This is a genomic window from Paraburkholderia caffeinitolerans (assembly GCF_902859945.1).
GTDB classification, from domain to species: Bacteria; Pseudomonadota; Gammaproteobacteria; order Burkholderiales; family Burkholderiaceae; genus Paraburkholderia; species Paraburkholderia caffeinitolerans.
This window is the reverse complement of sequence record NZ_CADIKL010000055.1, coordinates 1-24,129: the sequence shown is the minus strand read 5'-3', so window position 1 is coordinate 24,129 and position 24,129 is coordinate 1. Positions and strand designations below refer to the sequence as shown.

Here is a 24,129-nt window from a genome sequence, read left to right as displayed (position 1 = left end):
TGGCAACGCCCGCATTTCAGCCAAACAGGCCGTGAAGAAACCAGCGTGGCTCGCGTTCATCACGACTGCCGACGCGTTCACGAAATGCCCAGTAGTACAAACTGTTTTCGGCTTCGGCGACGAAGTAGTCGCGCGTCACGATGTGGCCGTCCTGCCAGCCACACTCGATCCGCTCGCCGGGCGACACCATCCGCAGCGATGTGCCGTAGAACGGACGATGGCCCCGTACGATGAGCTGGATGGGCACGTCAAGGAGCCATGCCGGGCGTGGGAGGTCACGCGGCAAATCCGTGCGCGAGGGTTTGGTATCGCTGCTGACCGGCACCCACTGCGCGGCGACTTCTGGGCGGAAGTCGGCGACGGGTGCCGCTCTCATTACATTGGCTGAACCAAGCCTTGCCGTGAGCAGCTCCATGAGGCGCGCGTGATCCTGGGGCGATCCGCCCGGTTCCGGAAACAGCGAGTCACTCGGTGCCTCAGCTTCCCGCACATCCTTTGCTTCGAGCCTCAGTGCAATGACCGGGGCCGCGAGTTCGATCCGCGAAAGTCGCTCCTTCAGCAGCCGGACGAGGTGTTCGTCGTGCCCCGTCGGCTCGCCCAGTGCGACTTCCACGTCAGTTGGGGGAATCGCCTCGCGGCCGCGCTCGTGTTCGAGCGAGACGACAAAACGCGCAACGGCAAGCTGGCGTGCGGCAAGCCATCCTGTCATCTGCAGGGTGAGCCGGCGCGCTGCGAAGAGAGTCGCTTCAACATGCTCGATGCGCTCGGGCAACTCGACGCGGGCATCGAACGCCGGCGGCATCGTGAGCCATTCGTGGACTTCGGGTGCCTCGCCCTTCGCGCGGTCAAGGGCATCGAGCAGTGCGGTGCCACAGCGCTTTTTCAGTCCGGCGCGCGGCAGGCGCGTCACGTCATCGATCGTTGTGCATCCAAGACCATCAAACCATTCGGCGAAACGTCTCGCAGCCGGCAGCACGCCCAGAGGGATGCGCCTGAGTGCGCGCGAAAGGGACCGCGGTGTGAGCGCAACGCCACCACCGGCGCGCGCAATAAGCCAGGTTGCCTCGGCGGTCGGTGCGATCGAAGCCGTGCTCGTCACGCCGAAGTCTGCAACCGTGCGACGCACGCGCCGGCGAAGCGCGCGCAGTCCACCGAAAAGCCGCAGGCTGGCGGTCACATCGGCGAGAACGACGTTCTCGTCGGCGATCACGACGTTTGGCGTGAACTGGAGCAGGGCGAACGCGACGCCACGTACCGTCTGCTCTTCACGCGTGAGCTCACGCTCCCTGAGATCGGCGTTCGGCGCGAGCGTGAGCACGCCGCCCCGGCGCATGCCATCGACAACCCCCTGCGCCCGCGCGGCTGCGTCGGCATCGAGCACGCGGCCTTTTTCCATGACAACGAAACCGTTGTCAGACACCGGCATGTACCAGGTTGGGCAGAAGCTCTCGATGGGCAGGCGTGGCAGATGAACGCCGATCCAGTGGTGCATGACGATTCAGGAGAACAGGCGAAGGGGAGAGCGCAACGAATACGGGCTTGTCGCGATGCGGCCCACGGCGTTTGATGAATGAGACGTTCACGCCGTCGGGCGCCGCGTCGATCGAGATACGCAACGGAGCGGGGGACGTCGAGTTCGCCGCGGCCGTAGGACGAAAGAGGAACAGCAACGTATCCGCGTGCTGCGCGGCGAGGTGCAGTCGGCGCAGCGCCTCCGGACGTACCTGCTGCTGCCAGAAGAGCAGTGCTCCCGCGGTTCCGGCACGAAGGATCTGTTCCGCTGCCCAAAGGCTGTCTGCGGTCGTGGCTGCCTTGAGCACGCGGATGTTTTCAGCGCCCACACCCCACCAGGTGAACGCTGCCGGCTGAAGTCTGTGCGGAGGCTGGAGAACGAAGACAGGCCGGGTCGCGACGGCTTCAAGCGCGGCTTTAAGCAGGCGCAGTTCGCCGCAACCCGGCTGCGGGACGATCACCTCGGTCAGGGCCCCCGTCGGCCAGCCGTGGCCCGGCAACTCCGCGTCGAGTGCCTCGTGTCCGCTCGTCACTGTTCGGCCGTGGGCGGAGCCCAACTGCGAGGCTCGCCACAAATCCGGGTGTATCGCCTCGACGTTCAGTAGCGGCAGCGCCATGGTGCCCCCAATAAATACCGGTATATATATACAGTGATCGCATCGGGTCTGCTCGCAAAAGTCACGCGGTCAGTCGGTGTGTGACTGCTTTTTATTCAAATCATGCCGAATTGTCTCTGCGCTGCGCATCTGAAGCACGGGGCTGATCGTGGTCGCCGCGAGCGACCATTACCGCTCCACCCCGGGCAACCGCGCGCCAGGGGCTCACCACCGTCGCATAGCCTGATGGCCATTGGTGTACTTTGCGCACTACCGTGTCTTGCGCCTATCCTGGCGTTGATGGCGTCCGGGGCTGTTCGGTGGCGCCCGATCGGCCCCCGGCAGAGTCTGCGAGACCCGCTTGTAGCCGCGGCTCAGCGGGATATCCCAATCTGTGGCAAAATGCCTTCATTGTTTGGGCATTTTGCTCGGAGAGACCATGGCCACTGTTGAATACCGACCCACTGGGCGCGTCAACCCGCGGCATACCGAGTTCTCGCTGCTGGGCGATCTGCTCCAGGCCCACATCCGGTCCGGGAGCGATCTTGCCGCGCTGGCGACCGAGCGCGTCGGCGTGGACGTGATCGACCGTCTCGGCGAGCATGGACTCAAGGCCGACGAGCTGCTCTTCATCATTCCTCGCCGGACGCTCTCGCATCGTCGTCAGAATGGCGAGCGGCTCTCGACCGACGAGTCGGACAAGGCCATCCGCCTCGCCAGGATCGTTGCACAGGCGGAGACGGTGTTTGGAAACCCGGAAAAGGCCATGAACTGGCTTCGAGGAAAGAAGGAGCGATTCGCCGGGAAAACGCCGCTCGAGATGGCATCGACTGAGCACGGTGCACGGCTTGTTGAGGACACCCTGGTTCAGATCGACGAGGGATACTTCGCCTGATGGAGTTCTGGAGGATAAGCAACTACGCGGACCTTCGGGGAATCGGCGGATTGAGGGCGCCCGGCCGGTGGCATCATCGGGGGCAGCCGGTCGTCTATCTGGCGGAAAACCCCGCGCTCGCGCTGCTTGAGACGATGGTGCACCACGAATTCGGGTCTCCGCAGGCGTTGCCAGATAACTATCAACTGCTGCGCGTGGAGATTACCGGGGACGTTGCGATGGCAGAACTCACGGCGAACGTCATCCCCGACGACTGGCGCGAGAACGCGGACTGGACACAGGCCGCCGGCAGCGAATGGCTGGCGGGAGCGCAGGAGCTGCTCCTCAAGGTTCCGAGTGCAATACTTCCTCGTTCGTACAACTATCTTTTCAATCCTCTTCATCCCGGCGCTGCCTCAGCGACTATCGCGGAGGCACTGAGAGTGCCATACGATCCGAGGATCCGGGCTATCCTGGGTGGCAGCTAATCTCGATCATCTGACGCGAGTGACCCTCGTCCCGGCTATCCCGGCGCAGGACGCATCGCAACCGGACGGACGGCGGCTTCTTCGTCCGGCAGTTGCGTGACTGCGTGCATGCGGTCGAAGTTTCCACGGATGAAGAAAATGTCTCCGCACTGCGGAGAGAATTGAACCGGACACATCTGCAGATGGCGGTCTTCATCGAAGACGCGCTTAAGCACAAGGTCGCCGCCTGGAGGGTAGTCTGCCTCGCAGCTTTGGAGCGGATTCGATCGTCCCGCTTTCTACGCGTCTTTGAGCCAGGGCATTTCCACGGGTGACACCACCAGTTGCCGGGACTCGCGCTTCAGTTCGAAGATAAACCCGACCAGGATCATTGAGTCGGCATAAGGAATCGGGAATACGTGGGGATTCTCTGCGGCGCGTAGCGGGCGCGAGGGCGTGTCCGCCGTCGATGCGGCGTTCTCGCGGACGCTTTCCAGTTCGTCAGCCATAGCCTGCCCACTTACTTTCAGGACACGGCTACGCAGGTCGGTGAAGGGTTCGATGCGCGCCCCGTCTTCGTTGTATTCGGGCACTTCGTAGATGAACCAGGACATTTAACTCTCCTGAAAAAGGCAGCCATTCTAGCAGTCGGCATAATCGTGACCTGCCTGATTTCCGCTGATGACTTCAAACCTTGGGGGCAAGCCGGTGCCCGTGGAGATCTGGCCGGATTAACGACGCTGAACAAAGCGACGAACGTTGCGTGGTGCGAGGCCGATCGCGCGGATGCTCACTACAATCTGGTGAGTGGCGCGGCGGCCGTCAGGGTCTGTTGCGTCGACTGGATGCCAGGCGTCGCTTCACGACCTGAAAGCCTGCGTTCGACGGCGGGGGGGTGCTGGTTTCATTGCGCTCTCAGGCCGCCCCAACGCTCTCCGCACTGACAGTTGCCAGTCTGGTGCCGGCAAACGGGTCATTGCGCCAGTCGGCGCCGGTGCGTTTGCCCGGGTCGCGATTCGACGCGCCGTCAATTGCGAAATGCTCAAGAGATTGGCCGGCACTGATTGCCTGAACCACCCATTGTGGCGGAACGCCTTTGCCGTCCCATGTGTTGCCCGAAGCGTCGCGGAAACGCACTGCCTGCAAACGCTCCTGATCGGCTGCAATTGAAGTAGCAATGTCTTCCGGTTCGATTTCAAATTCGGCCATCCGTCGTCGCAGATAGGCCACGATGCTTTCGCGTTTTCTCTCATCCATCTGGTGTATTCTCCGCGCAACAATCTGTCGTTGGGCAGGTGATTGCAAATCGCGTGCCGCCAGGACACCACGCGACCCAACGCTACCCATGCCGAGGCAGCGAAGAGGGTGGAGCATGGTTAAATCATATTTTGCTGGGAGCGGCGCGCGGGAGGCGCCGCGGCTGGCGACCGTCATGAAAGCAGTATAAAACAACCTATGCGCGACAACAGGTTTGCTTGCGCACGTTGAGTCTTCTTTTGTTGCGTCCGCGATTCATCGTGCGGGATGAACAGGCCCATTGCTTACTCAAGACCCATACTTCCCCGACCAACGATACCGGGTACACGTATGGATAATAGAGAGAAGGCCATTTTGCGGCGCAATAGCATTCAAACCGGGAAAGACGGCGCTGCGGGACGCACAGGCAACATTGGGCGTGCATCTATTCCTGAACTCCAGAGACATTCAAACCGTTGCGCACTGTGCTTTCAATTTGCACGAGCGTACTGATAAAGTCATAATCACGACCGCGACGACCGCGTCAATTCTGACGGGAAGACCGAACTTCGAAGTGCCTGGCAAACACGCCAGGGAAGTTTCAGGATCGCATGAACGGTAAACCCCACAGCGAGGAATAGAAATGGTTACCCTGGACGCAATCAACTCGAAAATTGCCAAACTGCAGAAGCAGGCGGCAACGATTGCCGAAAAGCAGTCGTCTGTGGGCCTGACGAAAATCCGCGACCTGATGCAAAAACACGGACTGACTGTCGCTGACATCGAAGGCTTTGTTGCGAAGCGACGCGGTCGCAAACTTGGGACGACGCTGGCAAAGGCGGCAGCAAAAGCCCCGGGTGCGGCCGTGCATCACGTTGCGCCGAAATACGCGGATCCGAAAACGGGCGTGACGTGGTCGGGCCGTGGTCTGGCGCCGCTGTGGATTCGCGACGTCAAGGATCGTTCGAAATTTCTGATTGAAGCTGGGGCAACGGCGAAGACTGCCAGCGCCAAGGCGGCACCTGCGAAGAAAGCTGTTGCGAAAAAGGGAGCTGCGAAGAAGGTAGCTGCGAAGAAGGCAGGCGCAAAACGCGTCGTGGCGAGGAAGGCGGCGAAGACGGCAGTCGCCACGAAGAAGGCTGGCCGTGCAGCGGCGGCTCCGGCAAAGGGCGTGCGTGGGCGCAAGGCCGCAGCACCCGCGAAAAAGGCTTCGGCGCCGCGCAAGGTCGCAGCCAGAAAGGCACCGGCCGCAGTTGAGGCTGCTGCCACGCCTGCAGTCGCAGCAGCGTAACGGGTAACGGGCGATCCAGTCGTAGCTGGCGCAGTGACATGCTGGCCACGCCGCATTCGCGGCCCGCTACGACTGATTACCCAGGTCCCTTCGTGCGTCGCCTCACGTGAGAGCGGCGCGATGTTTGTACATCAGGAAGTGCGGACACAGCGCCGCGCGCCGTCAACCGAATGGCTTACCGTTTCGCGCTCGTATCTCTTGCGTTGCCAGTTGACTGTCCACCCGAGTCGGTTCCTCCGGCGGTTGGTCGGTTGATCGCGGCCGCATGGAATGGCATGAGCCGCGCGCAGCTCGTGGACCGTGCCCGCCGGCTCGACATGCGTGCATCGCTGCGGGCGCAGCCCGGTATCGGACCAGATGGTCTGACGCCGTTCAGGCTCACGCTCAGTTTTGCGAACGGGAGCTTCGAGCTGATCGCCCATGTACGCCGTGTCATTCGCCGACGCACGGGCGCGCGACGCCAGAAACCGTCATTGCCTCCAGCGCGCGATATCAGGCAACAGAGCCTTTTCTGAGTTTTGCCGGGGCATGGGCACAACGCCTGCCGACACCCAGGCATCATCGATGAAAAGAAGCTCGCTAGAGGATCCTGAGATTGCGAATCTTTCCGATTGCCGGTGAGCGTTCGACGATCAGGTTCGCGATGAACTCAGGCAGCAGGGCGCGCGGCACGTTCGCGGGGATATCGGTGACGAGCTGCGAAGGCACCTGAACGATGAATTCCTCCGGCGCCGTGGCGAGACTATGTTCGTACGCAACGCGGATTTCCATGCTGTTATCTTTTGGTGGTTGCCGGGAGTGCATGCAATGTGCGCAGGGCTACGCAGGGTTGTGGACTCAGTGTAGCGCGCGATACACCTGTCGTTGTTCTGTTGTGGGCACTTGCGCGCTTTTGCCGACCATCGCAGGCTGCACCGCCCGCGACTCCATTTCCCTGTATTGCAAGCCCGGCGGTTCGGTGTCCGCCTATGGGGACCGGCTACCTTCCGGTGCCGGAATAAACGTATGACGTTTGCGTGAGCCTCTCTCACGTCCGCACGTCCTTGTTCACCGGCGGCCTTTAATGCACATGAGCAGACTGATGTGCGATTGCACGACGGGGCGCGTTGACGACGCTATCGTGCAACCTGGAGATGACTGTCGTTGGTGCGGGTGTCACGCGCGACGCTACCCACCAGCTTTCCGAGGTAATCGCTCGCCTTGAGGACGATCTCCATTCGGGTCACGCTGAGCGCGCGGTCGTATTCATTGACAACGGCGGTGAGACCGTCAGTCAACGATTCAGGCACATTCCAGACGCCGGTGCGGTCTGCCTGACTGAGCACCTCTGCGAGGCCACGCTCAACAGGTTCGATCTCCGCGATATCGAGCTGCCCATGTCCCGCCCGGGTGATGAAGCTCGTGATGATGATGACCTGCGAGAGCAGATTCACCAGCGAGCGATCCGCTTCTCCACTGCGCAGACGTTCGAGCGCAATCCGTGCCCGTAGCGCAAGGTCCGAGGATTCCTTGCGGGGCATTGGAAGAAAGAGCGATTTTGCATGCGCACTGGCAGACGGACGACGCGGGGAACGATAGTTCTTGTTTGACATGTTCGACAGCTGGCGAATGGATTTCGGGTTCGCATATTGGGACGCCTCACCCCAGAGCAAGAGCACCCGTCAAAATTTGTCGGTGTCTCGCGGGTCGTCGCGTTTTCTGTGTGGTCGCCTTTCGATCCCTCGATGCTGCCTCATCGCGAAACCGCCTGCAAACGCGACTAACTGTCCGCGCGCCGCGGCTCCAACAAGCGCCTGACGGCGGCCTCCGCTTTCCTGCATTGGCGGCACTCCCCCACGAACTGCTGGAAAGTCGGAGCAGGCAGAGGGGCATGGTTGTCCGGGTAAGGAAGAAAACAACCGTGCCTTCCTCGCGCTGATTGCGCAGACGGAGTTGGAGTCTGTCAGCGAACCCGCGTTCAGGGTGGGACATGCAAACCGGATCGGTCGAGGACCTTGAAGACACGCGGGAAAGACGGGCTGATTCACCTTGAAACGAGCTTCGGCCCGTCAGATGGCGTCGCGGGCCGCATTGCCCGCGATGTCCTTCCAGGAAGGCTACGCCGGAGCGATTCCGCTGTTCAGCGGACATTGGAACAACGGAACCGGTGAGTAGTGAGCGATGAACAGGCGCTAGAATAGCCGTCCTGGCAGCCGTAGCCGCCTGTGACGCATCCGCCTGACCAGCGGAAACAGGGCGCGTGATGCCGCAGGTGCGCGGCACAAGGATTGTGGGAGCAAAAGCAGATGAACGATCAACTAAGAGCGAAGATTGGTGCTGTCGCGGGCAAGCTCGTGCAGGAAGCGATGACGACCGGACTGACGTGGGAAGAGATCGTCGCAGCGTTTGGCCTGGCCGCTAAAGCGACCGCGCAGGCGGCAGCGAGTGCGGGCGACGCGCCGGCTGATGAATGCGTTGCACGCGCGCGCAGCTGTCTGGAAGATGCCTTCGCGCAGGACGTCCATGTCGTCATTGCGGATGGCGGTGCGCCATCGGGCGACGCCGAAGCCGACGAGAATCCGCTTCTGGCAACTGCCCGCCGTCGTCACATGTCCAGACTCCATTGAACGGCAGGCGAACTCCGCGCCGCGGATAGCCTGGCACACGCTGTTCAGTATGCCCAGGAAAACCCGGGAGAAAAATCCAGTCTCCTTCGTCCCCGGCAGCGTCAGATGACTGACCTCTTCGGTCAGTCCGGCGATGCAGGTCGGTGGCAAGTCGACCTGGCATGGTGAATTTTTTTGCGTACCGGGACCCGGTCACCTCGATGCGCTTTATGCGTCATGGCGCGAGGGGCCTGGCGCGCTACTACCGGCTCATAGCAGGATCGCCTGCTGGAGCAGTTCCAGCGCTTTCAGTTCGTCCAGGCGACCCGTGCGTGCCTTGCCTGCCAGCGTCTTGAGCAATGCTTCCGCTATCGGCTCGATACCGTGAAGATTGTCCAGGCGCGTCACGGAAGCGAAGGGGAGGGCTGCCGGGTTTCGCTGCGGTACCGCGGACGCGGCGAACGACTCTGGGGTTGCCGGTGTAGCTGCCGGGGCCCCGTCATTACTTTCTTCAGGCCGGTGACCGGTAACGTCGGCGGGAAAACCATTTGCGTGATCTTGCGGGCCGACAACGCTCGTCTCTTTTTCTGCGGCGACATCCGCCGAAACAGATGACTTGCTTTCCGGATCGGCCGCCCGCGTGCGCTGCGTACGCGTCTTCGCGCCGGCGGGTTTCACTGCCACGTCATCGTTTGTTGCGGGCGCAACTGGTTCGGGTAGTCGAGCGGATGCGCGTCCGCGCGAAGCAGGCGCAAGCATCTGCGACACCGACGCTGGAATATCGGCTTCGGAACGCGGGGTGTCCAGCCAGCCAGCGGGCAAGCCAAGCCGTTCCGTGAACCGGTTTGCCTCGACAGCGTCCAGGCGCTTCTTGCCATGCAGCCGGTGGGCCATGTTGGAGCCACTCAACTCCATAACCACACCCAGTCTTGCTTTCGATCCGTTGCGACTCGTGAGAACGTGGAGGTTGGCGCGTCGGATGTTCTCTACGTCGGCGCCATCGTTCAGAGCCAGCGATTGCTGCTGGGTCGTTTCAGGAGACGTTCTGTCTTTTGCACGCGAAGATTTTCGCTGCGTCTGGGCTCCGGCCGCTACGCCCGGATTATTCTTGACGGCTCTGGGCGTACCGCCAGTTGCTTTCCTGGGCATTTGTGCTTCCTCGGACAAACTGTCTTCAAGAGATGGTTGCGGGTCGACGGTCAGGGCAGAAGCCGGCTCAAGTGCTTCGGACGCCGCGTCTGGTCCGTCGTCGGCTTGAATAAAGTCGAGTGGCGACTTCAGCCGGGCGATGGTCTCGGCTGTGAGCCCAGGATTGGGCTGATCAAAAAAGCCATGCGGTATGCGCAAGCCAGGAACGATTTCTTGATACTCGCACGTTGTGTTAAAGCGGACGCCCACTCAAACACAACATGAGGATCTGGGCGATGACAGCAAGACGAACGACCATCCGGCAACTGCCGCTGACCGAGGTCGTTGACCGCGACACACCCGGCGCGACGCCGGTCAGCATCACTACACCCGGGGGCGGCACCATCTATCACACGATCCCGCTTTCAGATCCCGACACCGGCAAGCGACGCGACGCCCGCCCGAAGTGGATTGCAGGCACCTTTCCCCTCTTTCCTGTTGTCCGGCTCGCTGACGGCGCGCCGTGGGCGGAGGCGAACATCTGGCTCGTCGACATGATGGAGTCGAAGTCGTCGCCGAACATGCTGACGTTCGCCAGCATCGCTGACGACCTGGTTGCGTTCCGTCGTTATCTGGATGACGAAGGCATCGACTGGCTAACGTTCCCCGTGAACAAGCGGCAACGACCGACCTACCGCTATAGCGCGTCGATCAGGCTGGCCGCGCAGGCAGGCGAACTGTCTCCGGGAGTCGCGAGGCGTAGGATGGGCGCGGTGGTGCGCTTCTATCGCTGGCTCATGACCGAAGCAGGTTTTTGGCCCGCGAACGCGCCGTGGGTCGAATCTGACCGACTCATCGAGTTCAAGGACCAGAAGGGCTTCAGCAGCGTGATCGAAGTCAAGACCACTGACCTGTCGATCAGTGGCCGGCGCGCGGAAGACCCGTGGGACGACCACATTCAGGACGGCGGCCGCTTGCGTCCGCTCCCCTCGTCCGAGCAATCGGTGCTGCTTGAGTCGTTAGCCGCTCTCGGCAACACCGAGATGACGCTCGTTCATCTGTTCGCGCTGTTGACAGGCGCTCGCATCCAGACGGTCCTGACCGTGCGCGCGAAACACGTGATGCGCAAACCTGACGAGTTTCACGGCGACGACATCCGGCTCGCTTGCGGGCCGGGTACGGGCATCGACACGAAGGGCGGTGTCAAGGGCGTGTTGCACCTGCCACGCGCTTTCTACGAGCGGCTGTACATCTATGTGCACAGCGATCGGGCTCGCAAGCGTCGCCAGATGGCAGACGACGGCGATCACCCCGATCAGCCGCTCTTTCTGAGCCATCGAGGTGCACCGTTCTACGAAGATCGTGCGTCGCGCGGCCCGGTCAGCACGGGGCCGCAGGTGCGTCGCCACCTCAAGACCGGGCAGGCCGTCCGCCAGTTCATCAGAGACGAACTATTGCCCATGATGCGCGTGCATCTAGGCAACCCCAGGTACGAGTTCAGCTTCCACGACCTGCGTGCCACATTCGGGCTGAACATGGTCGACGCGATGACCGCGAATGAAACGAAGTACACGCGGGCACTCGATCAGTTGCGGCAGTTGATGTGGCACGTCCGGCCATCTACAAGCGAGATTTACCTCGGCTACCGCGAGAACCGCAAGCTGTTCGACGCGGTGCAGGACGGGTGGGGTGCGCACCTGTCGACGTTAGTGACGCGCACCCTCGACACAGCGGTGGCAGCATGAACCGCCTGTACGAGGAAGTGCGCATGCCATTCGCAGAAGGCACGACGCTGCTGCACCCCGAGCGCGCGCTGCTCAGGTGGGAAGGCATCAGCAACCGTTGCGATATCGGGCAGATCTGCTACCTGACGCGTGACACGTCCAGCCGTCCGCGCACACGACACACTTTTGACCACACAAGCTTCAGCAGCGAACGCGCCAGGGTCGTACGCCTGCTGGTGATGCAGCTTTCTGGGCGTATGACCCTTGGAGCGATGCGTCCGACGACGGTCTATGCTGTTCTGCGCGCCGTGCTTCAGTTCGTCAATTGGGCCGACAGGCAGGGCTTGCATCAGGTGCTCTGTGACGAGAAGGCTACTGCAGAGGCGGTTCATCGATACTTCCGTGAGAAGCGCGACGAGGTCTCGCTGGGCCGCCTGCGCCGCAATTCTGCCGCCGTCTGTCAGCACTATCTGCTGTCGATGCTACGTGAGCTCTTCGGAAACGACGACTTCTGCGCCAATGCGAGGGTGCTCCGCCGCAAACAGGCTGCTTCTGTTCCAACGGCTGTGCCAGATGCCGAAGCACAAATCTCCCTGCTCGCATGGGCTGACGCACTCTTTACCAGCATCAGCACGCTCGTACTCGACTTCAGGCCATATCCAGTACACGTGACCACGGAACGAGGCGAGCATCTCTGCCTGGTTCCACACTCATCTGGCCGCAAGAAAGGTGACGACTCTCGTGGTCTGCTCGGCTGGAATCTGGAGACGGGAGAGCCACGCACTCGCGAAGAACTTACGAAGCGCATGGCTGGGGCAGGATCTAAAGATCCTTGTTGGAGTGCGTGGAGCATCGCCAGGCTGACGGCTAAAAACCTGGCGGCAGCGAACGCGGACGCGCAGTCTCCGATCCGACGCTCGCACGCTTCGATAGCGGTCTCCTGTTTCGCCGCGCTGTTTCTCGCCGAAACAGGCATCAACCTCGCGCAACTGCTTGCCATGAAGTGGAGCCCGGGGTTTGCCGCGAGCCTGCCGGATGCGTCAGTTGCGCGTCAGAAGTTTCGCGAGGTCAAGTATCGTGCAGCCGGGAAGGAGGTTACATTTACCATCTCGCTCGGTTTCATGCCGAAGCTCAAGGCGTATCTGGCGCTGCGCGAGTATCTGGTGCAGGACACAAACTGCGACGCGTTGTTCATCGCAGTCGGCCATTATGCCCAGCTAAGGCGGCTAACGGGTCTCTCAACCGATTTCCTGGATCGACTTTACCGTCGACTCGACACGCTCGGGATCGTGCTGCCGCGCGTTAACGCACGTCAGTGGCGCGCGGCGAAACAGGATTGGGCGGTGAGCAATCACGGCCCCGTCGTCGCAGCGAGGCTGATGGGGCACTCGCTGGCCACGGCACTGCGTTCGTACTCGAACGGCACGGATGCCGCGCACAAGGCCGAGATGGGCGTGTTCCTCGCTTTGGTGGAGAGGACCGTGCTCAAGCCCGGCAACAACCCGGCCGGTAGCATCAGGAGTGCGGTGGGTGTCTGCATCGAGTTCAACAAGCCTGCGTCAATCGCGGCTTCGGTCACCGTACAGCCTGACTGCCGCTCGACCGAAGGTTGTCTCTTCTGCGAGCAGTACCGCGTACACGCTGACGCCGCCGACATCCGCAAGCTGCTGAGCTGCCGTCATTGCGTCAGGCTCGTGAGCGGACGCGCCGATTCGATCGAGCAGTACAACAGCTCGTTTGGCGCCGTGCTGCGGCGCGTGGACTTCCTGCTGGATGAACTGCGCAAGCGCAACGCCGCGCTGGTCCGTCAGATAGAGCAGGACGTTGATGCCGAAGGGAATCTGGACGCTTTCTGGTCGGCCAAGCTCGACCAGCTTTACGAACTGGGAGTGGCATGAACAACACGCTAATCGTGCCGATCGCCGGGCGCCCCGAATGGTATCGGGTCGAGGACGATACGGTCGTCACGCGCGACACGGCTGGGAACACTGTTTCGCTGCTTGGTGACGATGCCTGGGACATCCGTGCATACGCGGTTGGGTCACGCAGCACCAGTATCTATTTCAGGGGCCACTTGCCTTACGGAGTGAGCCGCGCGCTTTCAGAAGCGACCACGCGTCAATGGAAGCAGGTCATGTACTTTCTGATGCACGAAGCGACCGATATGGTACCGGCGTCCGGCACGCTTCAGGCTCGTTCAATCAACTTGAGGGAGTTCACGTTCTTTGCCGCCACACGTCAGCTTACGCTCTACGAGGGCCTGTCCAACGTCGCCGTTGTTCTGGACTATGCGGCGCAAGCCGGGATGGAGGCGAAGGCCAAGCGCCTTCATTCGATTCTGGCGAAGCTTCACCGTCTGGGCCTCGGGACAACAGGGCTGCGCGTGCCGCTGGCCCAATTGCATAAGCCGCTGTTTGAACGCTGGGCGCAACACGCTGGATACTCGCAACACCCTGTCATCCCGACGCGGATCTACCAGCACTTCCTGTCGACCTGTCAGCATGACCTTGGCATCGCTGCGGGCGTCGCCGACGTTCTGTCGGACTATCTCGCACGCGTGTACGCTGGTGAGAGGCCTGGCGTCCCTTCAGAACTGGTAAGGGCTGCTGCGCATTTCCGGTGCAAGGAACGCCGTCACGTCGTGACGGCGCTTGTCGCGTCGATTAGCGCGCTCTGTCAGCTTGTCATCCTGTCGTTCACCGGCATGCGCGCGGCGGAAGCGGAGAACCTGCCGTACGACTGCCTGAGCGAGACCCGTCTCGATGGCGTGACGCAGTACACCATCGAGGGCGTCACGACCAAGCTGTCAGGCGGCCGACCCAGGCGTGCATGCTGGGTGACCAACCCGCTCGCTGCCCGCGCGGTCAGGCTCGCGCAACGGTTGTCGGGCGAAGCACACCGGGCACACGGCGCGCAAGGCTACGCCGAATCGACGGACGGTTCGCATCTGCTGTTCTGTCAGTTGGGCCTGGAGACGGGGCGGCGTTATCGATACGTGCCCAACCGGGCGCTCAACGTAAATAACGATATCAAAGTCATTCGTGAGCGCGTCTTCCCAACGATCACGGTTGAGGACATCGCTGAGCTGAAGCGTGTTGACATGCACCGCGCGTGGGAAGACGAGCCGAAGTACGCGCTCGGGCAGCAGTGGCCGTTCACCCGCCACCAGCTTCGCCGGACGCTCGCGCTGTACGCGCACCGCAGCGGTCTCGTCGCGCTGCCGACGCTCAAGCGTCAGCTGCAGCACATCACGCAAGAAATGAGCTTGTACTACGCCCGTGGGTCGGCGTTCGCGAAGGGCTTCATTGACACCGACAAGCCACACTTCGCGAAGGAATGGGCCGATGCACAGGGCCTGTCCGAGTACCTCGCATACGCCGAGCAGGTACTGTTCTCTGACGAGCGGCTGTTCGGCGGGCACGCAGCGTGGACGCAGAGCCGTGCCGTGCAGGCCTCGCCTGTGTCCGTCTATTCGCGCGAGCAGACAGTCAGGATGTTCGAGAAGGGCGAACTGGCCTACCGCGAGACGGTGCTCGGCGGCTGCGCCAGCGTCGAACCGTGCAGGTCGACCCCACTCGACTGGATGCGTCTGGATTGCCTTGAATCGAACTGCCGCAACCTCGTGGTCGCGCCGTCAAAGCTTCAGCGCGTGATCAAGGCGCAGCAGGCTACGGTCGGAAAGCTGCGAGCTGTCGATGAGGCGAGCGTTGAATACCGTATCGAGGCCCAGACGCTGCAACGATTGCTCGACGCGCAAGAGAAACTTATCAAACCGGAGGCAGCATGACCGAAGCCATAACCGACTACTACGCCGCCCTTGAGCGGCTGAAGAAGCGCAAGGGTGCGCGTATCAACAATGACACCGTGGCAATCGAGGCGGGTCGCAAGAAGGGGAGCATCAAGAAGTCACGCCCGCAGTTCGCTAACCTGATCAAAGCGATCGACGCGGCCAACGCGGTAGCCGTGCGCCCGAAACGCGATCTGACCAACCAGCTGAACCGCGCGAAGGGCAACGTAAAAGATCTGCAGGCACAGCTCGACGAGTCGCTGGCTCGTGAACTCTCATTGCTGCGTCAGGTATTCGGCCTGCGCAAGGAACTGGCCGCGCTACGTGGCGGTAGCGTCCTGCCTCTGCACCCGCGCTAGATCGAGGCGTGTCTTTTCGCTCGAAACGTGCACTTGGGCTGCTTCACCTGTGTCGACCTGGTGCTCGCGAGGGTTCCCACTACGGGTCACCCGGCGTAGTGACCTATCAAATTCGATCGTGGTTCTGTGACATCGCTGAACGGGTCAAGGGCGGCCGAAGCCCGGCGAAGCGAACCCTAGACGCGCGATGGTTTGATACGCTCCATCATGATCGGACGCCCGGCATTATCGGGCTTCCAACATGCGAAGCTTGCTGCGAAAGATGGACACTCCGACGGCCGTTCTGTCCATTTTTTGGCTAATCTGATGGACACCTCACAACCAGCTGATCCCAGTGTTTTCAAGGCTCCGGCCGATGTCCATTGTTTTTCTCTTGCGCGTAATGCGGCAACCCGAGTGTAGTTTCCATATGAAAGGCGGTCTCGGGTGTGAACCTCTCGCCCTTCAACAGTTCGGCCACGCGCGTCATGCTGGATTCAAGTGCGATGGCAATATTCTCTGCGCCTACCGTATCGACCAGAAACTGGAACGACCGTGTCTTGAAAATGGAGGCGGTCTGGGCGGAGTCCGGCGCAGGCGCCTTCACATACGATTGTTTCGGCCGGTTGGGCTGAGATTTCTTTTCGTGGCGAGGTTGGCGTTGGCCGCTGTCGCGGGATCCCGCATATCGCCCGCGGGCTTGATTCATAAAGTAGGGCTCCATGCGATCGTTGGTGTCCGGCAGGTGTTTATTATAGACGCGGCGATGTTGGTATTTGATGCGTCATTCGCACCACGACGCGTAAATATACGCCCGGGTAAGGGTGGCGGGATCCTTGATGTACTGGTTCCCGCGATCGGGTTTGAAATGGAGAGGATAACGAATGAAGTCCCGCAGGAATTTCAGGTAACCATTCATGGATCCGCGATGAACCCGGCGCACTGGTCAACGGTGCCGACGGCAAGCCGATAACCCTTTCACGGCAAGGAGCGGCATTCGGATTATCACAGGAATCGGCGCTTCGGCGAATGGAGCGGGGGCTCTACTGACCTGCTCATCACGGTGGCCGCCGTCGACCGGGAACTCGACCACTCGATCCTGTTCGAGCGCAACGTACTTCGCCTGACACGTCCTTGATGAGGATTTTCAGTATTTGGGAATGGACAACATACCCGGAAACGACAAATTCAAGTTTCCCGAAATTGTCGTGCTTCCGGTGTCACGACGGCGCGAAAACGACCGCGCCGCGATCCTCAAAATGTTTGAAGCTCCGGATGAAACGGTATAGCTGTCCGCCGATCTCCAGCCGGTTTCGTCCAGCGTGGGTTTGCTCAAGAATCTCTTCGGCCTGGGTTGCGGCAATGTTCCCGTGATATCTCAGGCGATCCTGATCTCTCCTGGCATCGCCAACGTACATGGCACAGACGTCATTGCATTTCTGCATCATGATCACACTTCCGCCGGAGTTCAGGGACAGCTCGAGGTACTCGGCCAACGTCAGAAGTGACTCAGTCGTCGTCATGGCGATTCCCCTGAAAGCACGGCTCCCGACGTCGGTCCACTGGGTGGTGGCATCGACGGGCACCCACCGGGGATAGCGCCACGCATTTCCGGCACTTGCCTCCTCGCCTGGTTCAAACAATCTACGCGGCGGACGGCGTCCCGGCCACCGCGATCATGCACGGGACCGCGCGGGTTCACTACGCATGCGTCGCGAGGCGCTATGGGCCACCACATCGGTGGGCAGTCTGGCACGGTGAATGCGAATCGTCAGAAAATTATCCTGCGACGAGCACCTGCCATGGCGACCGGCATGTTTTTGATCGTAGTGCTCCTGGTCGGAGATGTCGATCCGTCGAGGACAGTGTTATTGCCGGCGCGGAGTTCAACCGTCTTCCTTCACAGGATATCCGCTGTTTTGCCGGGCGATGATGGATCTGGGCAGCGTGGCCGAAAGCGCGGCATCAACGCTACCGCAAACGCGCGCTTCGCCCTGCGTCTTCACGCCTATGGCGAAACGTTTGCACTTCGTCAACGATCATCCGGAGATTCGATCGATGTCGCGAGGAGGGCGCACCAGGACATCGTGTTTCGCACAAAACTACTGTTGACGCTCAAACAGCATGGCGCGGACACGTGCCGGATGCCCATCGCTGCTTTAGAGATTGATGCACAGGGCGCAAGAAAAACTGGCCCGCAGAGCGGGCCACACATCGGGATACGACGCGCGCCGGTCAGGCTGGCTTGATGTTTGCAGCCTGCTTGCCCTTCGGCCCCATCTTCACATCGAAGCTTACTTTCTGGTTTTCCTGCAGCGACTTGAAGCCTTCCGTCTCGATCTCGGAAAAGTGGGCGAACAGGTCTTCGCCGCCGTCATCCGGGCTGATGAAGCCAAAGCCTTTCGCATCGTTGAACCATTTCACAGTGCCAGTTGCCATTTTTGAATCCTGTCGATGTTGAAACCTGAAATCGCGAGAATGCGGCATCGCATGGAGGCGATCCCCCGCAAGGGACGACTTTTTTACCACGCCGGGATGACACCTGCCAATCAGCAGGTCCACGGACAGCACAGGGTTCGGCTTTCAGAGACCCGGGCCCGGTGCAGACATTCGTCGTTCCAACCCCTGACGGTGGCACCGCACGATTGCCGCGCGGCAATCGTGATCTACCCGCGAAGATTGATTCTGAAATGGTCCAGGGAAGACGCTTGAGAAGAGTCGCAGAAACATCGACGCATTGCGGATTCCTTCCTCGCCACACGCGAAAGCCCGGTCTGCGTCACCATTCTGGTGCAGTCCCGTCCCGCACATTCCCGCGACGAGCAAACTGTGGCGCGGAAGCGGCCCTAACCAGTTTTGCAGTGCCAGCCCGGAGACTGGGGAGGCCATGTTACCCTAGGTCGACGCTAACACCAGCGAAGCCGCGCTCGAGGATGAACGATACATTCGAGTTTTCTCAGGATTTCGAGCCGTTCCTCGAAGACCTGCCGAGAAAGGACTGGCAGACGAAGTCGCTCGATTGCGCCATGGCCGATTACTGGGTGGCAAGCGATGGACTTGTCGCGCGTCGACAGTTTCTGAGTGACGGTTACTTTGCCAGCAACACAGCCTCCTTCACGGCTTATTTGTTCCACTTCCGGAAAGGCGTGAGACTCGACCTGAAAGTGGTTGTCGCTCACGGTCGCATCCTGGAGCTTCGGCGAGAGCGCGAACCCGAAGCGGGGGAAGTGGTGGCTGAGTGGACTATCCCCGTGCCGGGTCCCGACGCTGAACGTCGCAAGTGACGCGGGCCGGATCGCAGAAGACTGGATGAAAGACTGGTAGCGGTTCTGTGCAAGTGGGGCCTATCGCGCAGCTCTTCGAGTACGCATCGCTGATGTCCGGACTGACGTATTCGGACCTTGAAGCCAAGCTCAAACAGGCGCGTGGCCTAACCGGCGAGAACCCGATATTTAAGGCTGTTAGCGCAAAGTATCCCGACATCGAGGAGGCGAGCTTCGTCGATTCGGTGAACGAGTCGCTGCTAAACGGGGATTTCCTGCATGCCCTAGCAGTCTTCGACCAGATCGTCGTAAACGTGCTTTGGGAACTCGGCCTCGTTGTCGGCGAGAAAGGCCGAATCGAACCTCGGCAACACACGTAGGAAAACTTCGGCGACAGTATGCGACGAGATAGCAACAGGTCAAGGAGCGGAGTCATGCGCGTGGAATAGTCGCGCGATATCTAAGCCGCACAAAGAGCCGGTGGCTGAACCCGACCGACTCGTCTTTCGCGTAAGATTTCCGGTTTCTCCACGATGACAGTGCCCATGGACCTCACGCCGCAACAACATCAACTCTGGGTCGCGAACTTCTTCAAAGGGAAAGTCAAAGAATTTCTATTCGATCTTAAACGGATCGTACGATGCTGCGATCAAGCCATGTCGGACTTTCTGGTTGGTAGCCCCACAGACGAAGACTGTCACGCCGAGGTTCTCTACGCTCTTTCGGGTTTTAGCAACGCGATAATGACCCTCAAGGACGCCGGATCGACAATAACTGGTACTAAAATCGGCCCGCAAGACATCGACCCGTTGAGGCACGGACTATTTATGCGTACATGCCGAAACGCCGCGACTCACGACGGCCACCCCATTCTTTCACTATGGACGGAAGGTCGCTTCTTTGTACCGACCGATATCTTGCGGTTTGACGACTACGGCCGACTTGTGCAAATCCAGGCGCCCGCAGTCGACGCCCGGACATTTAGCCTCGAGTTCGCGCACGATTTCAGCGTGCTACTAGTCTCCAAGCTTCAGCCCCTGGCGGGCCTCGAAGGCGCGAAGCTCGACGCTAAAGACGTTGAGAAGGCGTTCGAATTCCAGGGAATTCCGGAGTTCGCGCGCGAGCTTTTCCAGCAGAGCAAAGCCGCGATCGCCCAACACCTGAGCTCCGTGAAGGTCTATCCTGTTCAACAGGCCCTCGACGTGCTCAAGGAAGTCAAAGTGTATTGTGCTTCCCAACTGAGCACCGTCGTAAGCTAATGCAGGCGTGCCCAATCGCGGACGACGCGATTGGGCACGCAAGTAACCGGGACACAGGAAAACAGGCAGAAGGACATGAAGCTGTTTCTTGATGACGAGCGCCCGACGCCAGCGGGCTGGCATCGAGTGTATTGGCCGTCCGAAGCTATCCGGCTCCTTGACGCAGGGGGCGTGACGGAACTCAGTTTGGACCATGACTTGGGCGATGAGGCGCGCGGAACGGGCTACGACGTTATTGTCTGGATCGAGGAGGCAGTCGCGCTTCGAGGATTCATGCCTCCAGTGATCGTGATTCAGTCTGCGAACCCGTCTGCGGCGGAGAACATGCAAGCCGGCGTCCAAGCGATTGAAAGGTTCATGCGCGAGCGTTCTATCCATCGTGACGTCCGGGCTTGAGTACCGCGAAACAAAAAAGCAAACGATCAACATGGGCGAAACTCTCACAAGCAGCGGGACTGACAGCCACGCACTCGCGTTGGCGCAGAGCTATCTCGATATTCTCACCGCTAGGGACCTTGCTGCCGTCTTCGATGGTGCGCAGGGCCTTTCGGGGCTATTCCTTCCCACTGTTCCAGCTAGCTTTGCGGGTGCGAAGCACCGTCTACTCGTTGTGGGTATGGAAACGAAGGCGTGGCGAGATAAAGAATGCAAGTTCAAGCAGCGAAACGTGCCCACAATTGACGCTGTTTTCGAGTCGATGCGGTCGCACGCTCGGTGGCTGGAGCGTCCACCCGAACGCCACAAATTCCTTCAGTTCTTACGCCAGGTGAAACGGTCGATGCACACCCTACTGCCCGATGCTGAAGTCGCGGTCGGGTGGGCGAATCTGTTTTGTGTGAGTCATGCCGGGGGCTCGCCGACGCGGGCGGAATCGTTCGATCTTATCCACGCACTATCGCGGGACTTGCTTCGCGCCCACATTGCTGTCACAGAACCTGATGTCATCCTCTTCACCACAGGGGCAGGCTATGATCGATTCTTGCGCGAATGTTTCCCTGATCGGACTGATAGTGTGGCAATCGAGCCGCGTTGCCTGTGGCAATTCCGCGTCGGCCGGACTCTCTGCTACAGGACGAGTCATCCGCGGTATGTCGCACATAATCGGTGGCGCGATAAGGCCTTGGAGCTGGCAGCTGACCATCTACACGCGGGCCCGGTAGCTCGGGTTCCTGCTGAACTTGCCTGACACCACGGAAAACGCAAATGGACTTAGCCGCATTATTGCCCTCGATCCTGCCTGGCGCGATTGCTTGGGCGGAACAGCAGTCCGCGTTGGTGCTCTCGACCGGCGCACCCCTCCCGCAACACTGCGTAGCAGACGCGCGAGCGGTCGGCGTGCAAGCGCCCGAGTTAATCCGGGTCGCCATCGTCACGAGCTTGCCGCTGCCGTACGATCCAACTCTGAGAGGCGTAGCGCTCAGCACAGGATTACTGGGTCCGAACATGGTGGGCCTGACATTGGGTCACGCCGTCATTGTCGTCAACGGGCACGCTACTCGCCGATTATTGACCCATGAATTCCGACACGTTCACCAGTATGAAACGGCCGGTTCGATTGCAACTTTTCTGCCGACATATCTGCAGCAGATTGCGACATTCGGGTATGAGCAAGCGCCGCTCGAAGTTGACGCGCGACAGCATGAGATGAACTAGGAAATCGGGGAAAGCCAATGGCGGATTCGCAATCTCCTAAACCGCTTAGCAACTACGGGAAGGTTGTGGAGCGTGCACGTTCTCAAACGCCTGAAGTGCTGCATGCTCTGCGTTCAGAGATGTTTGGAGCCTACACTGCTTTTGTAGGGGCTACGCTTCTCGTCGCCGTAACCAACGCAGCGGCGATCGGAGGAGGTCGACTGGTCATTACGCTGTTAGCAGTTGCCCAGCCGGCGCTTGTAGCGCAACTATTGCTTGATAGGACGGTGACAGTTATTCAACGACGAAAGGCCAGCGGGTATCGTGGACTAGCGCGAGGTGTCGGCTTTCTAAGCAGCATTGCTGCGTTCACACTGTTGATTGGGCACGTCTCGCTCGTGGGGGCGGTTCTGTTCGCGCTTGGATGCGTGTTTTGGTTCTTCGTTGTAGACGTGGTGACCGCGGCCGGAGCGGAAAGCGAAGACGCGCGAATTTGACGCGGTAGCACACGTCTCACTTTGAATCGGAAACTGCAGGATCGAAACGTATTCGACCTACAAGGTACGACAATCGATCCGGCGACAACGGCAGTCGCAATATCGGCGGCGAGCCAAAAAGCGAGTCGTTTCGATTCTGCTGTCAGTCGTGCAGCTCTGCACAAGGAGTATCATCCGGCTTTATTTGATTGATTCCGGGTACGATGAATCACCGTCTCTGGTAGACGGATGATGCGCAGCGAGTGAGAAGGGCCGGCGCGTCATCTGCGAATCAGGGCGACTAATCGGTACTTTTAGACTGTTCCAGATTCAGCGTCAACAGACGGCTCAGGATTTCCTCATCTCGCATAGCTGGCGTGTAATCGGTCCAGCCGTAGGATGACGCCACGGCTTTGTCGAGATCTTTGTGGGTTGTGTCGAGCCAAGCCGGACGCTCATTGTAGAGATTGGTGAGCGTGCGCTTGGCAAGGTCTTTCTCGCATCCCGGCTTGGCCTCGATGCGATCCGGGTAGGGACTGGTTTTCATTCCCATGGGAACGACTTCGGGGACGCGCTTCGTCCATTCCGGCGGGTTGAGCCATGCCTGGCGCAGCTCGTCGAGTCGTTTGGCGGCGCGGGCAATGGCCGCTGCATGCCGCCGAATGCCGACAGGCAAGTTTGCTGGTATCAGCGTGCCATCTGGCAATACCGCGGTCTGCTGATACGCCGTGTCCTCGAGTGTAAGGCCGGGAGGAAAGGGAAAAGTTCGAAACGTTGTGGAAGAGGTGTAGCGCGGCCGGTCCTCTAGGCTCGTGCCCATCCGCAGCGCCCACAGTTCGTGCAGCCGCGAGTGGAGCACTCCAAATGTCACAAGATCGTCTCGTGCAATTACGACCAAATTTTTATCGGGCACTGTACCGGGGCTAAGCCAAGCGAAAATTCTATGCTTTGAGACCTCGGGCGTAACGATGAAGCGATGATGACCCTGGATAGCCGCGAACATATCAGGAGCGCGTCTAGCGAGCTTCCACCAATTCTCACGCTCGCCCTTCGCGTTTGAGGTCGATCGCGCCGGCTTTACATGGTTCTCGACCACTGTGAACGGCCCGGGATAAAGAGAAGCGTCGACCTCACTTCGTTCGCCAAAATTGATGATCCACTTATCTGGGTCCCTATTGACTATAGCCTCGCCATTTTTCCAGGGGGAGAGCACGTCGGAATTGTGCCGGCCATTTGGATTTCCACTCTCCAGTAACATTTGCCGCGCGCATTTTCCGTCAATGTCGAACGCACCTTTTTTCGTAATGCCGCTGAAGGCGACGCCCGCGTTCTCTGCGAGAGGCCGTGCCCGCGTTAAGTCCGCGTTCTCGCGGGTGACCTCACCGGCCGATGTGAGGTCCGGGAAGATCGTGCCAGCCGGCAATCCGTCTAGCACGGCCGGTATTGAAGACAGACCGAAGCAAATGAGGGAAACACGTACCGCCGCCCCTTCATTGATCCACGCCTCGTCACTCCAAGCGTTGAAGATGCGAGCAGAGTCGCACACCTGCTGAAGTACTTGGCGGTTGCGACCGCCGCGGATACTATTGGTCGCCACCAAGCCAGCCCTCTGTAGCTGGCCAGCACTGATCAGATCGTTCGCTTTGTCAAACCAGTAGCACACCAAATCCGCACCACCGGGTACACGGCCTTCATACGCCTTACGCAAGGCCTCGACATAAGCAGCCCCCAATCTACCGCGCATCTTCTTATTGCCAATGAACGGTGGATTGCCGATGACCACGTCGGCATCTGGCCACTGGGCAGTGCTGCCATCCGCCGTGATCAGCGCGTCGCCTGTTTGAATGTGAGGTTGTGGTGCAATTCCGAAGCGTCGGTCTGTTAGCCTTGAGCTTTTGACGATCACGAGCCAATGAGCAAGCTGAAAGATCTGGAGTGGTTGTTCAACGGCCGTCATTTCG

26 protein-coding genes and 1 pseudogene are annotated in these 24,129 nt (G+C 60.2%); 16 read left to right on the top strand and 11 right to left on the bottom strand.

What is annotated here, in order from left to right; genetic code table 11:
* Window positions 1-16 precede the first annotated feature (16 nt).
* Both HV773_RS33190 and imuA read right to left on the bottom strand, forming a co-directional pair.
* A complete protein-coding gene (locus tag HV773_RS33190; protein ID WP_175198078.1) occupies window positions 17-1,492 on the bottom strand; it encodes a Y-family DNA polymerase in 1,476 nt (491 codons plus the stop codon).
* Window positions 1,413-2,129 (bottom strand): translesion DNA synthesis-associated protein ImuA, encoded by a 717-nt coding sequence (imuA, locus tag HV773_RS33185; RefSeq protein ID WP_175198077.1) that lies wholly within the window; start codon window positions 2,127-2,129, stop codon window positions 1,413-1,415. The genes HV773_RS33190 and imuA overlap by 80 nt, the downstream gene beginning before the upstream one ends.
* Before the next feature lie 418 nt (window positions 2,130-2,547).
* On the opposite strand from imuA, the gene parS reads away from it, so the two are divergent.
* A complete protein-coding gene (parS, locus tag HV773_RS33180) occupies window positions 2,548-3,003 on the top strand; it encodes a type II RES/Xre toxin-antitoxin system antitoxin (protein ID WP_110388253.1) in 456 nt (151 codons plus the stop codon).
* Window positions 3,000-3,470: an RES family NAD+ phosphorylase gene (locus HV773_RS33175; protein ID WP_175198091.1), complete on the top strand. Its 471-nt coding sequence runs from the start codon at window positions 3,000-3,002 to the stop codon at window positions 3,468-3,470. The genes parS and HV773_RS33175 overlap by 4 nt, the downstream gene beginning before the upstream one ends.
* Before the next feature lie 278 nt (window positions 3,471-3,748).
* Here the strand turns inward: HV773_RS33175 and HV773_RS33170 are convergent, their stop codons facing one another.
* Window positions 3,749-4,063, bottom strand: coding sequence for a helicase (locus tag HV773_RS33170; protein ID WP_175198076.1), 315 nt, complete (start codon window positions 4,061-4,063; stop codon window positions 3,749-3,751).
* 301 nt (window positions 4,064-4,364) lie between these two features.
* On the bottom strand, window positions 4,365-4,706 hold the full coding sequence (locus tag HV773_RS33165; protein WP_246282578.1) for an H-NS family nucleoid-associated regulatory protein: 342 nt from the start codon (window positions 4,704-4,706) through the stop codon (window positions 4,365-4,367).
* Window positions 4,707-5,328: 622 nt separating this feature from the next.
* Here HV773_RS33165 and HV773_RS33160 point away from each other — a divergent pair.
* Together HV773_RS33160 and HV773_RS33155 are read left to right on the top strand one after the other, a co-directional pair.
* The gene (locus HV773_RS33160; protein ID WP_175198075.1) at window positions 5,329-5,976 is read left to right on the top strand and encodes an H-NS histone family protein; all 648 of its coding nucleotides are present in this window, start codon (window positions 5,329-5,331) and stop codon (window positions 5,974-5,976) included.
* A 275-nt stretch (window positions 5,977-6,251) separates the two neighbouring features.
* A complete protein-coding gene (locus tag HV773_RS33155; RefSeq protein ID WP_246282576.1) occupies window positions 6,252-6,491 on the top strand; it encodes a hypothetical protein in 240 nt (79 codons plus the stop codon).
* Between the two features lie 64 nt (window positions 6,492-6,555).
* Here HV773_RS33155 and HV773_RS33150 read toward each other — a convergent pair whose 3' ends face one another.
* Window positions 6,556-6,747: a hypothetical protein gene (locus HV773_RS33150; protein WP_028215456.1), complete on the bottom strand. Its 192-nt coding sequence runs from the start codon at window positions 6,745-6,747 to the stop codon at window positions 6,556-6,558.
* Between the two features lie 344 nt (window positions 6,748-7,091).
* Window positions 7,092-7,568, bottom strand: a complete 477-nt coding sequence (locus tag HV773_RS33145) for a hypothetical protein (protein WP_246282574.1) — start codon at window positions 7,566-7,568, stop codon at window positions 7,092-7,094.
* A gap of 693 nt (window positions 7,569-8,261) precedes the next feature.
* On the opposite strand from HV773_RS33145, the gene HV773_RS33140 reads away from it, so the two are divergent.
* Window positions 8,262-8,582 carry a hypothetical protein gene (locus HV773_RS33140; RefSeq protein WP_175198073.1) on the top strand — a complete coding sequence of 107 codons (321 nt, stop codon included), beginning with the start codon at window positions 8,262-8,264 and terminating at the stop codon, window positions 8,580-8,582.
* A 249-nt stretch (window positions 8,583-8,831) separates the two neighbouring features.
* Here HV773_RS33140 and HV773_RS33135 read toward each other — a convergent pair whose 3' ends face one another.
* Window positions 8,832-9,959, bottom strand: a complete 1,128-nt coding sequence (locus HV773_RS33135; RefSeq protein ID WP_246282572.1) for a hypothetical protein — start codon at window positions 9,957-9,959, stop codon at window positions 8,832-8,834.
* Between the two features lie 26 nt (window positions 9,960-9,985).
* On the opposite strand from HV773_RS33135, the gene HV773_RS33130 reads away from it, so the two are divergent.
* Genes HV773_RS33130 through HV773_RS33115 form a run of 4 tightly spaced genes read left to right on the top strand, consistent with a single transcriptional unit; the run spans window position 9,986 to window position 15,559 of the window.
* Window positions 9,986-11,434 (top strand): site-specific integrase, encoded by a 1,449-nt coding sequence (locus HV773_RS33130; RefSeq protein WP_175198072.1) that lies wholly within the window; start codon window positions 9,986-9,988, stop codon window positions 11,432-11,434.
* Window positions 11,431-13,311 carry an integrase gene (locus HV773_RS33125; RefSeq protein ID WP_175198071.1) on the top strand — a complete coding sequence of 627 codons (1,881 nt, stop codon included), beginning with the start codon at window positions 11,431-11,433 and terminating at the stop codon, window positions 13,309-13,311. The genes HV773_RS33130 and HV773_RS33125 overlap by 4 nt, the downstream gene beginning before the upstream one ends.
* A complete protein-coding gene (locus HV773_RS33120; RefSeq protein ID WP_175198070.1) occupies window positions 13,308-15,200 on the top strand; it encodes an integrase in 1,893 nt (630 codons plus the stop codon). Before HV773_RS33125 ends, HV773_RS33120 begins: the two co-directional genes overlap by 4 nt.
* Window positions 15,197-15,559 (top strand): hypothetical protein, encoded by a 363-nt coding sequence (locus HV773_RS33115; RefSeq protein ID WP_175198069.1) that lies wholly within the window; start codon window positions 15,197-15,199, stop codon window positions 15,557-15,559. The genes HV773_RS33120 and HV773_RS33115 overlap by 4 nt, the downstream gene beginning before the upstream one ends.
* Window positions 15,560-15,941: 382 nt before the next feature.
* Here the strand turns inward: HV773_RS33115 and HV773_RS33110 are convergent.
* Both HV773_RS33110 and HV773_RS33105 read right to left on the bottom strand, forming a co-directional pair.
* Window positions 15,942-16,247 (bottom strand): annotated as a pseudogene (locus HV773_RS33110) (hypothetical protein); the annotation flags it as partial.
* A gap of 511 nt (window positions 16,248-16,758) precedes the next feature.
* Window positions 16,759-17,061 carry an RNA-binding protein gene (locus HV773_RS33105; RefSeq protein WP_175198068.1) on the bottom strand — a complete coding sequence of 101 codons (303 nt, stop codon included), beginning with the start codon at window positions 17,059-17,061 and terminating at the stop codon, window positions 16,759-16,761.
* Between the two features lie 279 nt (window positions 17,062-17,340).
* Here HV773_RS33105 and HV773_RS33100 point away from each other — a divergent pair, with 279 nt between their 5' ends.
* Window positions 17,341-17,787 carry a hypothetical protein gene (locus HV773_RS33100; protein ID WP_175198067.1) on the top strand — a complete coding sequence of 149 codons (447 nt, stop codon included), beginning with the start codon at window positions 17,341-17,343 and terminating at the stop codon, window positions 17,785-17,787.
* Here the strand turns inward: HV773_RS33100 and HV773_RS33095 are convergent.
* Window positions 17,774-17,977: a cold-shock protein gene (locus HV773_RS33095; RefSeq protein ID WP_175198066.1), complete on the bottom strand. Its 204-nt coding sequence runs from the start codon at window positions 17,975-17,977 to the stop codon at window positions 17,774-17,776. The genes HV773_RS33100 and HV773_RS33095 overlap by 14 nt on opposite strands.
* Window positions 17,978-18,471: 494 nt before the next feature.
* On the opposite strand from HV773_RS33095, the gene HV773_RS33090 reads away from it, so the two are divergent.
* From HV773_RS33090 to HV773_RS33065, 6 genes are all read left to right on the top strand, one after another.
* A complete protein-coding gene (locus HV773_RS33090; RefSeq protein WP_175198065.1) occupies window positions 18,472-18,822 on the top strand; it encodes a hypothetical protein in 351 nt (116 codons plus the stop codon).
* Window positions 18,823-18,914: 92 nt separating this feature from the next.
* On the top strand, window positions 18,915-19,181 hold the full coding sequence (locus tag HV773_RS33085; RefSeq protein ID WP_175198064.1) for a hypothetical protein: 267 nt from the start codon (window positions 18,915-18,917) through the stop codon (window positions 19,179-19,181).
* Between the two features lie 165 nt (window positions 19,182-19,346).
* The gene (locus HV773_RS33080; protein ID WP_175198063.1) at window positions 19,347-20,060 is read left to right on the top strand and encodes a hypothetical protein; all 714 of its coding nucleotides are present in this window, start codon (window positions 19,347-19,349) and stop codon (window positions 20,058-20,060) included.
* A gap of 75 nt (window positions 20,061-20,135) precedes the next feature.
* Window positions 20,136-20,456, top strand: coding sequence for a cyclic-phosphate processing receiver domain-containing protein (locus tag HV773_RS33075; protein WP_175198062.1), 321 nt, complete (start codon window positions 20,136-20,138; stop codon window positions 20,454-20,456).
* An 807-nt stretch (window positions 20,457-21,263) separates the two neighbouring features.
* A complete protein-coding gene (locus HV773_RS33070; protein WP_175198061.1) occupies window positions 21,264-21,713 on the top strand; it encodes a hypothetical protein in 450 nt (149 codons plus the stop codon).
* Window positions 21,714-21,730: 17 nt separating this feature from the next.
* Window positions 21,731-22,189, top strand: coding sequence for a hypothetical protein (locus HV773_RS33065; RefSeq protein WP_175198060.1), 459 nt, complete (start codon window positions 21,731-21,733; stop codon window positions 22,187-22,189).
* Window positions 22,190-22,469: 280 nt separating this feature from the next.
* On the opposite strand, the gene HV773_RS37165 is transcribed toward HV773_RS33065, so the two are convergent.
* Window positions 22,470-24,129 (bottom strand): type IIL restriction-modification enzyme MmeI (locus tag HV773_RS37165; RefSeq protein ID WP_175198059.1); only part of this gene is annotated, 1,660 nt, incomplete at its 5' end.

Coding starts and splice junctions, on each gene's coding strand:
- HV773_RS33190 (WP_175198078.1), bottom strand. CDS start 1,492: ATGCACCACTGGATCGGCGTTCATCTGCCACGCCTGCCCATCGAGAGC.
- imuA (WP_175198077.1), bottom strand. CDS start 2,129: ATGGCGCTGCCGCTACTGAACGTCGAGGCGATACACCCGGATTTGTGG.
- parS (WP_110388253.1), top strand. CDS start 2,548: ATGGCCACTGTTGAATACCGACCCACTGGGCGCGTCAACCCGCGGCAT.
- HV773_RS33170 (WP_175198076.1), bottom strand. CDS start 4,063: ATGTCCTGGTTCATCTACGAAGTGCCCGAATACAACGAAGACGGGGCG.
- HV773_RS33165 (WP_246282578.1), bottom strand. CDS start 4,706: ATGGATGAGAGAAAACGCGAAAGCATCGTGGCCTATCTGCGACGACGG.
- HV773_RS33160 (WP_175198075.1), top strand. CDS start 5,329: ATGGTTACCCTGGACGCAATCAACTCGAAAATTGCCAAACTGCAGAAG.
- HV773_RS33155 (WP_246282576.1), top strand. CDS start 6,252: ATGAGCCGCGCGCAGCTCGTGGACCGTGCCCGCCGGCTCGACATGCGT.
- HV773_RS33150 (WP_028215456.1), bottom strand. CDS start 6,747: ATGGAAATCCGCGTTGCGTACGAACATAGTCTCGCCACGGCGCCGGAG.
- HV773_RS33145 (WP_246282574.1), bottom strand. CDS start 7,568: ATGTCAAACAAGAACTATCGTTCCCCGCGTCGTCCGTCTGCCAGTGCG.
- HV773_RS33140 (WP_175198073.1), top strand. CDS start 8,262: ATGAACGATCAACTAAGAGCGAAGATTGGTGCTGTCGCGGGCAAGCTC.
- HV773_RS33130 (WP_175198072.1), top strand. CDS start 9,986: ATGACAGCAAGACGAACGACCATCCGGCAACTGCCGCTGACCGAGGTC.
- HV773_RS33125 (WP_175198071.1), top strand. CDS start 11,431: ATGAACCGCCTGTACGAGGAAGTGCGCATGCCATTCGCAGAAGGCACG.
- HV773_RS33120 (WP_175198070.1), top strand. CDS start 13,308: ATGAACAACACGCTAATCGTGCCGATCGCCGGGCGCCCCGAATGGTAT.
- HV773_RS33115 (WP_175198069.1), top strand. CDS start 15,197: ATGACCGAAGCCATAACCGACTACTACGCCGCCCTTGAGCGGCTGAAG.
- HV773_RS33105 (WP_175198068.1), bottom strand. CDS start 17,061: ATGACGACGACTGAGTCACTTCTGACGTTGGCCGAGTACCTCGAGCTG.
- HV773_RS33100 (WP_175198067.1), top strand. CDS start 17,341: ATGGCGACCGGCATGTTTTTGATCGTAGTGCTCCTGGTCGGAGATGTC.
- HV773_RS33095 (WP_175198066.1), bottom strand. CDS start 17,977: ATGGCAACTGGCACTGTGAAATGGTTCAACGATGCGAAAGGCTTTGGC.
- HV773_RS33090 (WP_175198065.1), top strand. CDS start 18,472: ATGAACGATACATTCGAGTTTTCTCAGGATTTCGAGCCGTTCCTCGAA.
- HV773_RS33085 (WP_175198064.1), top strand. CDS start 18,915: ATGTCCGGACTGACGTATTCGGACCTTGAAGCCAAGCTCAAACAGGCG.
- HV773_RS33080 (WP_175198063.1), top strand. CDS start 19,347: ATGGACCTCACGCCGCAACAACATCAACTCTGGGTCGCGAACTTCTTC.
- HV773_RS33075 (WP_175198062.1), top strand. CDS start 20,136: ATGAAGCTGTTTCTTGATGACGAGCGCCCGACGCCAGCGGGCTGGCAT.
- HV773_RS33070 (WP_175198061.1), top strand. CDS start 21,264: ATGGACTTAGCCGCATTATTGCCCTCGATCCTGCCTGGCGCGATTGCT.
- HV773_RS33065 (WP_175198060.1), top strand. CDS start 21,731: ATGGCGGATTCGCAATCTCCTAAACCGCTTAGCAACTACGGGAAGGTT.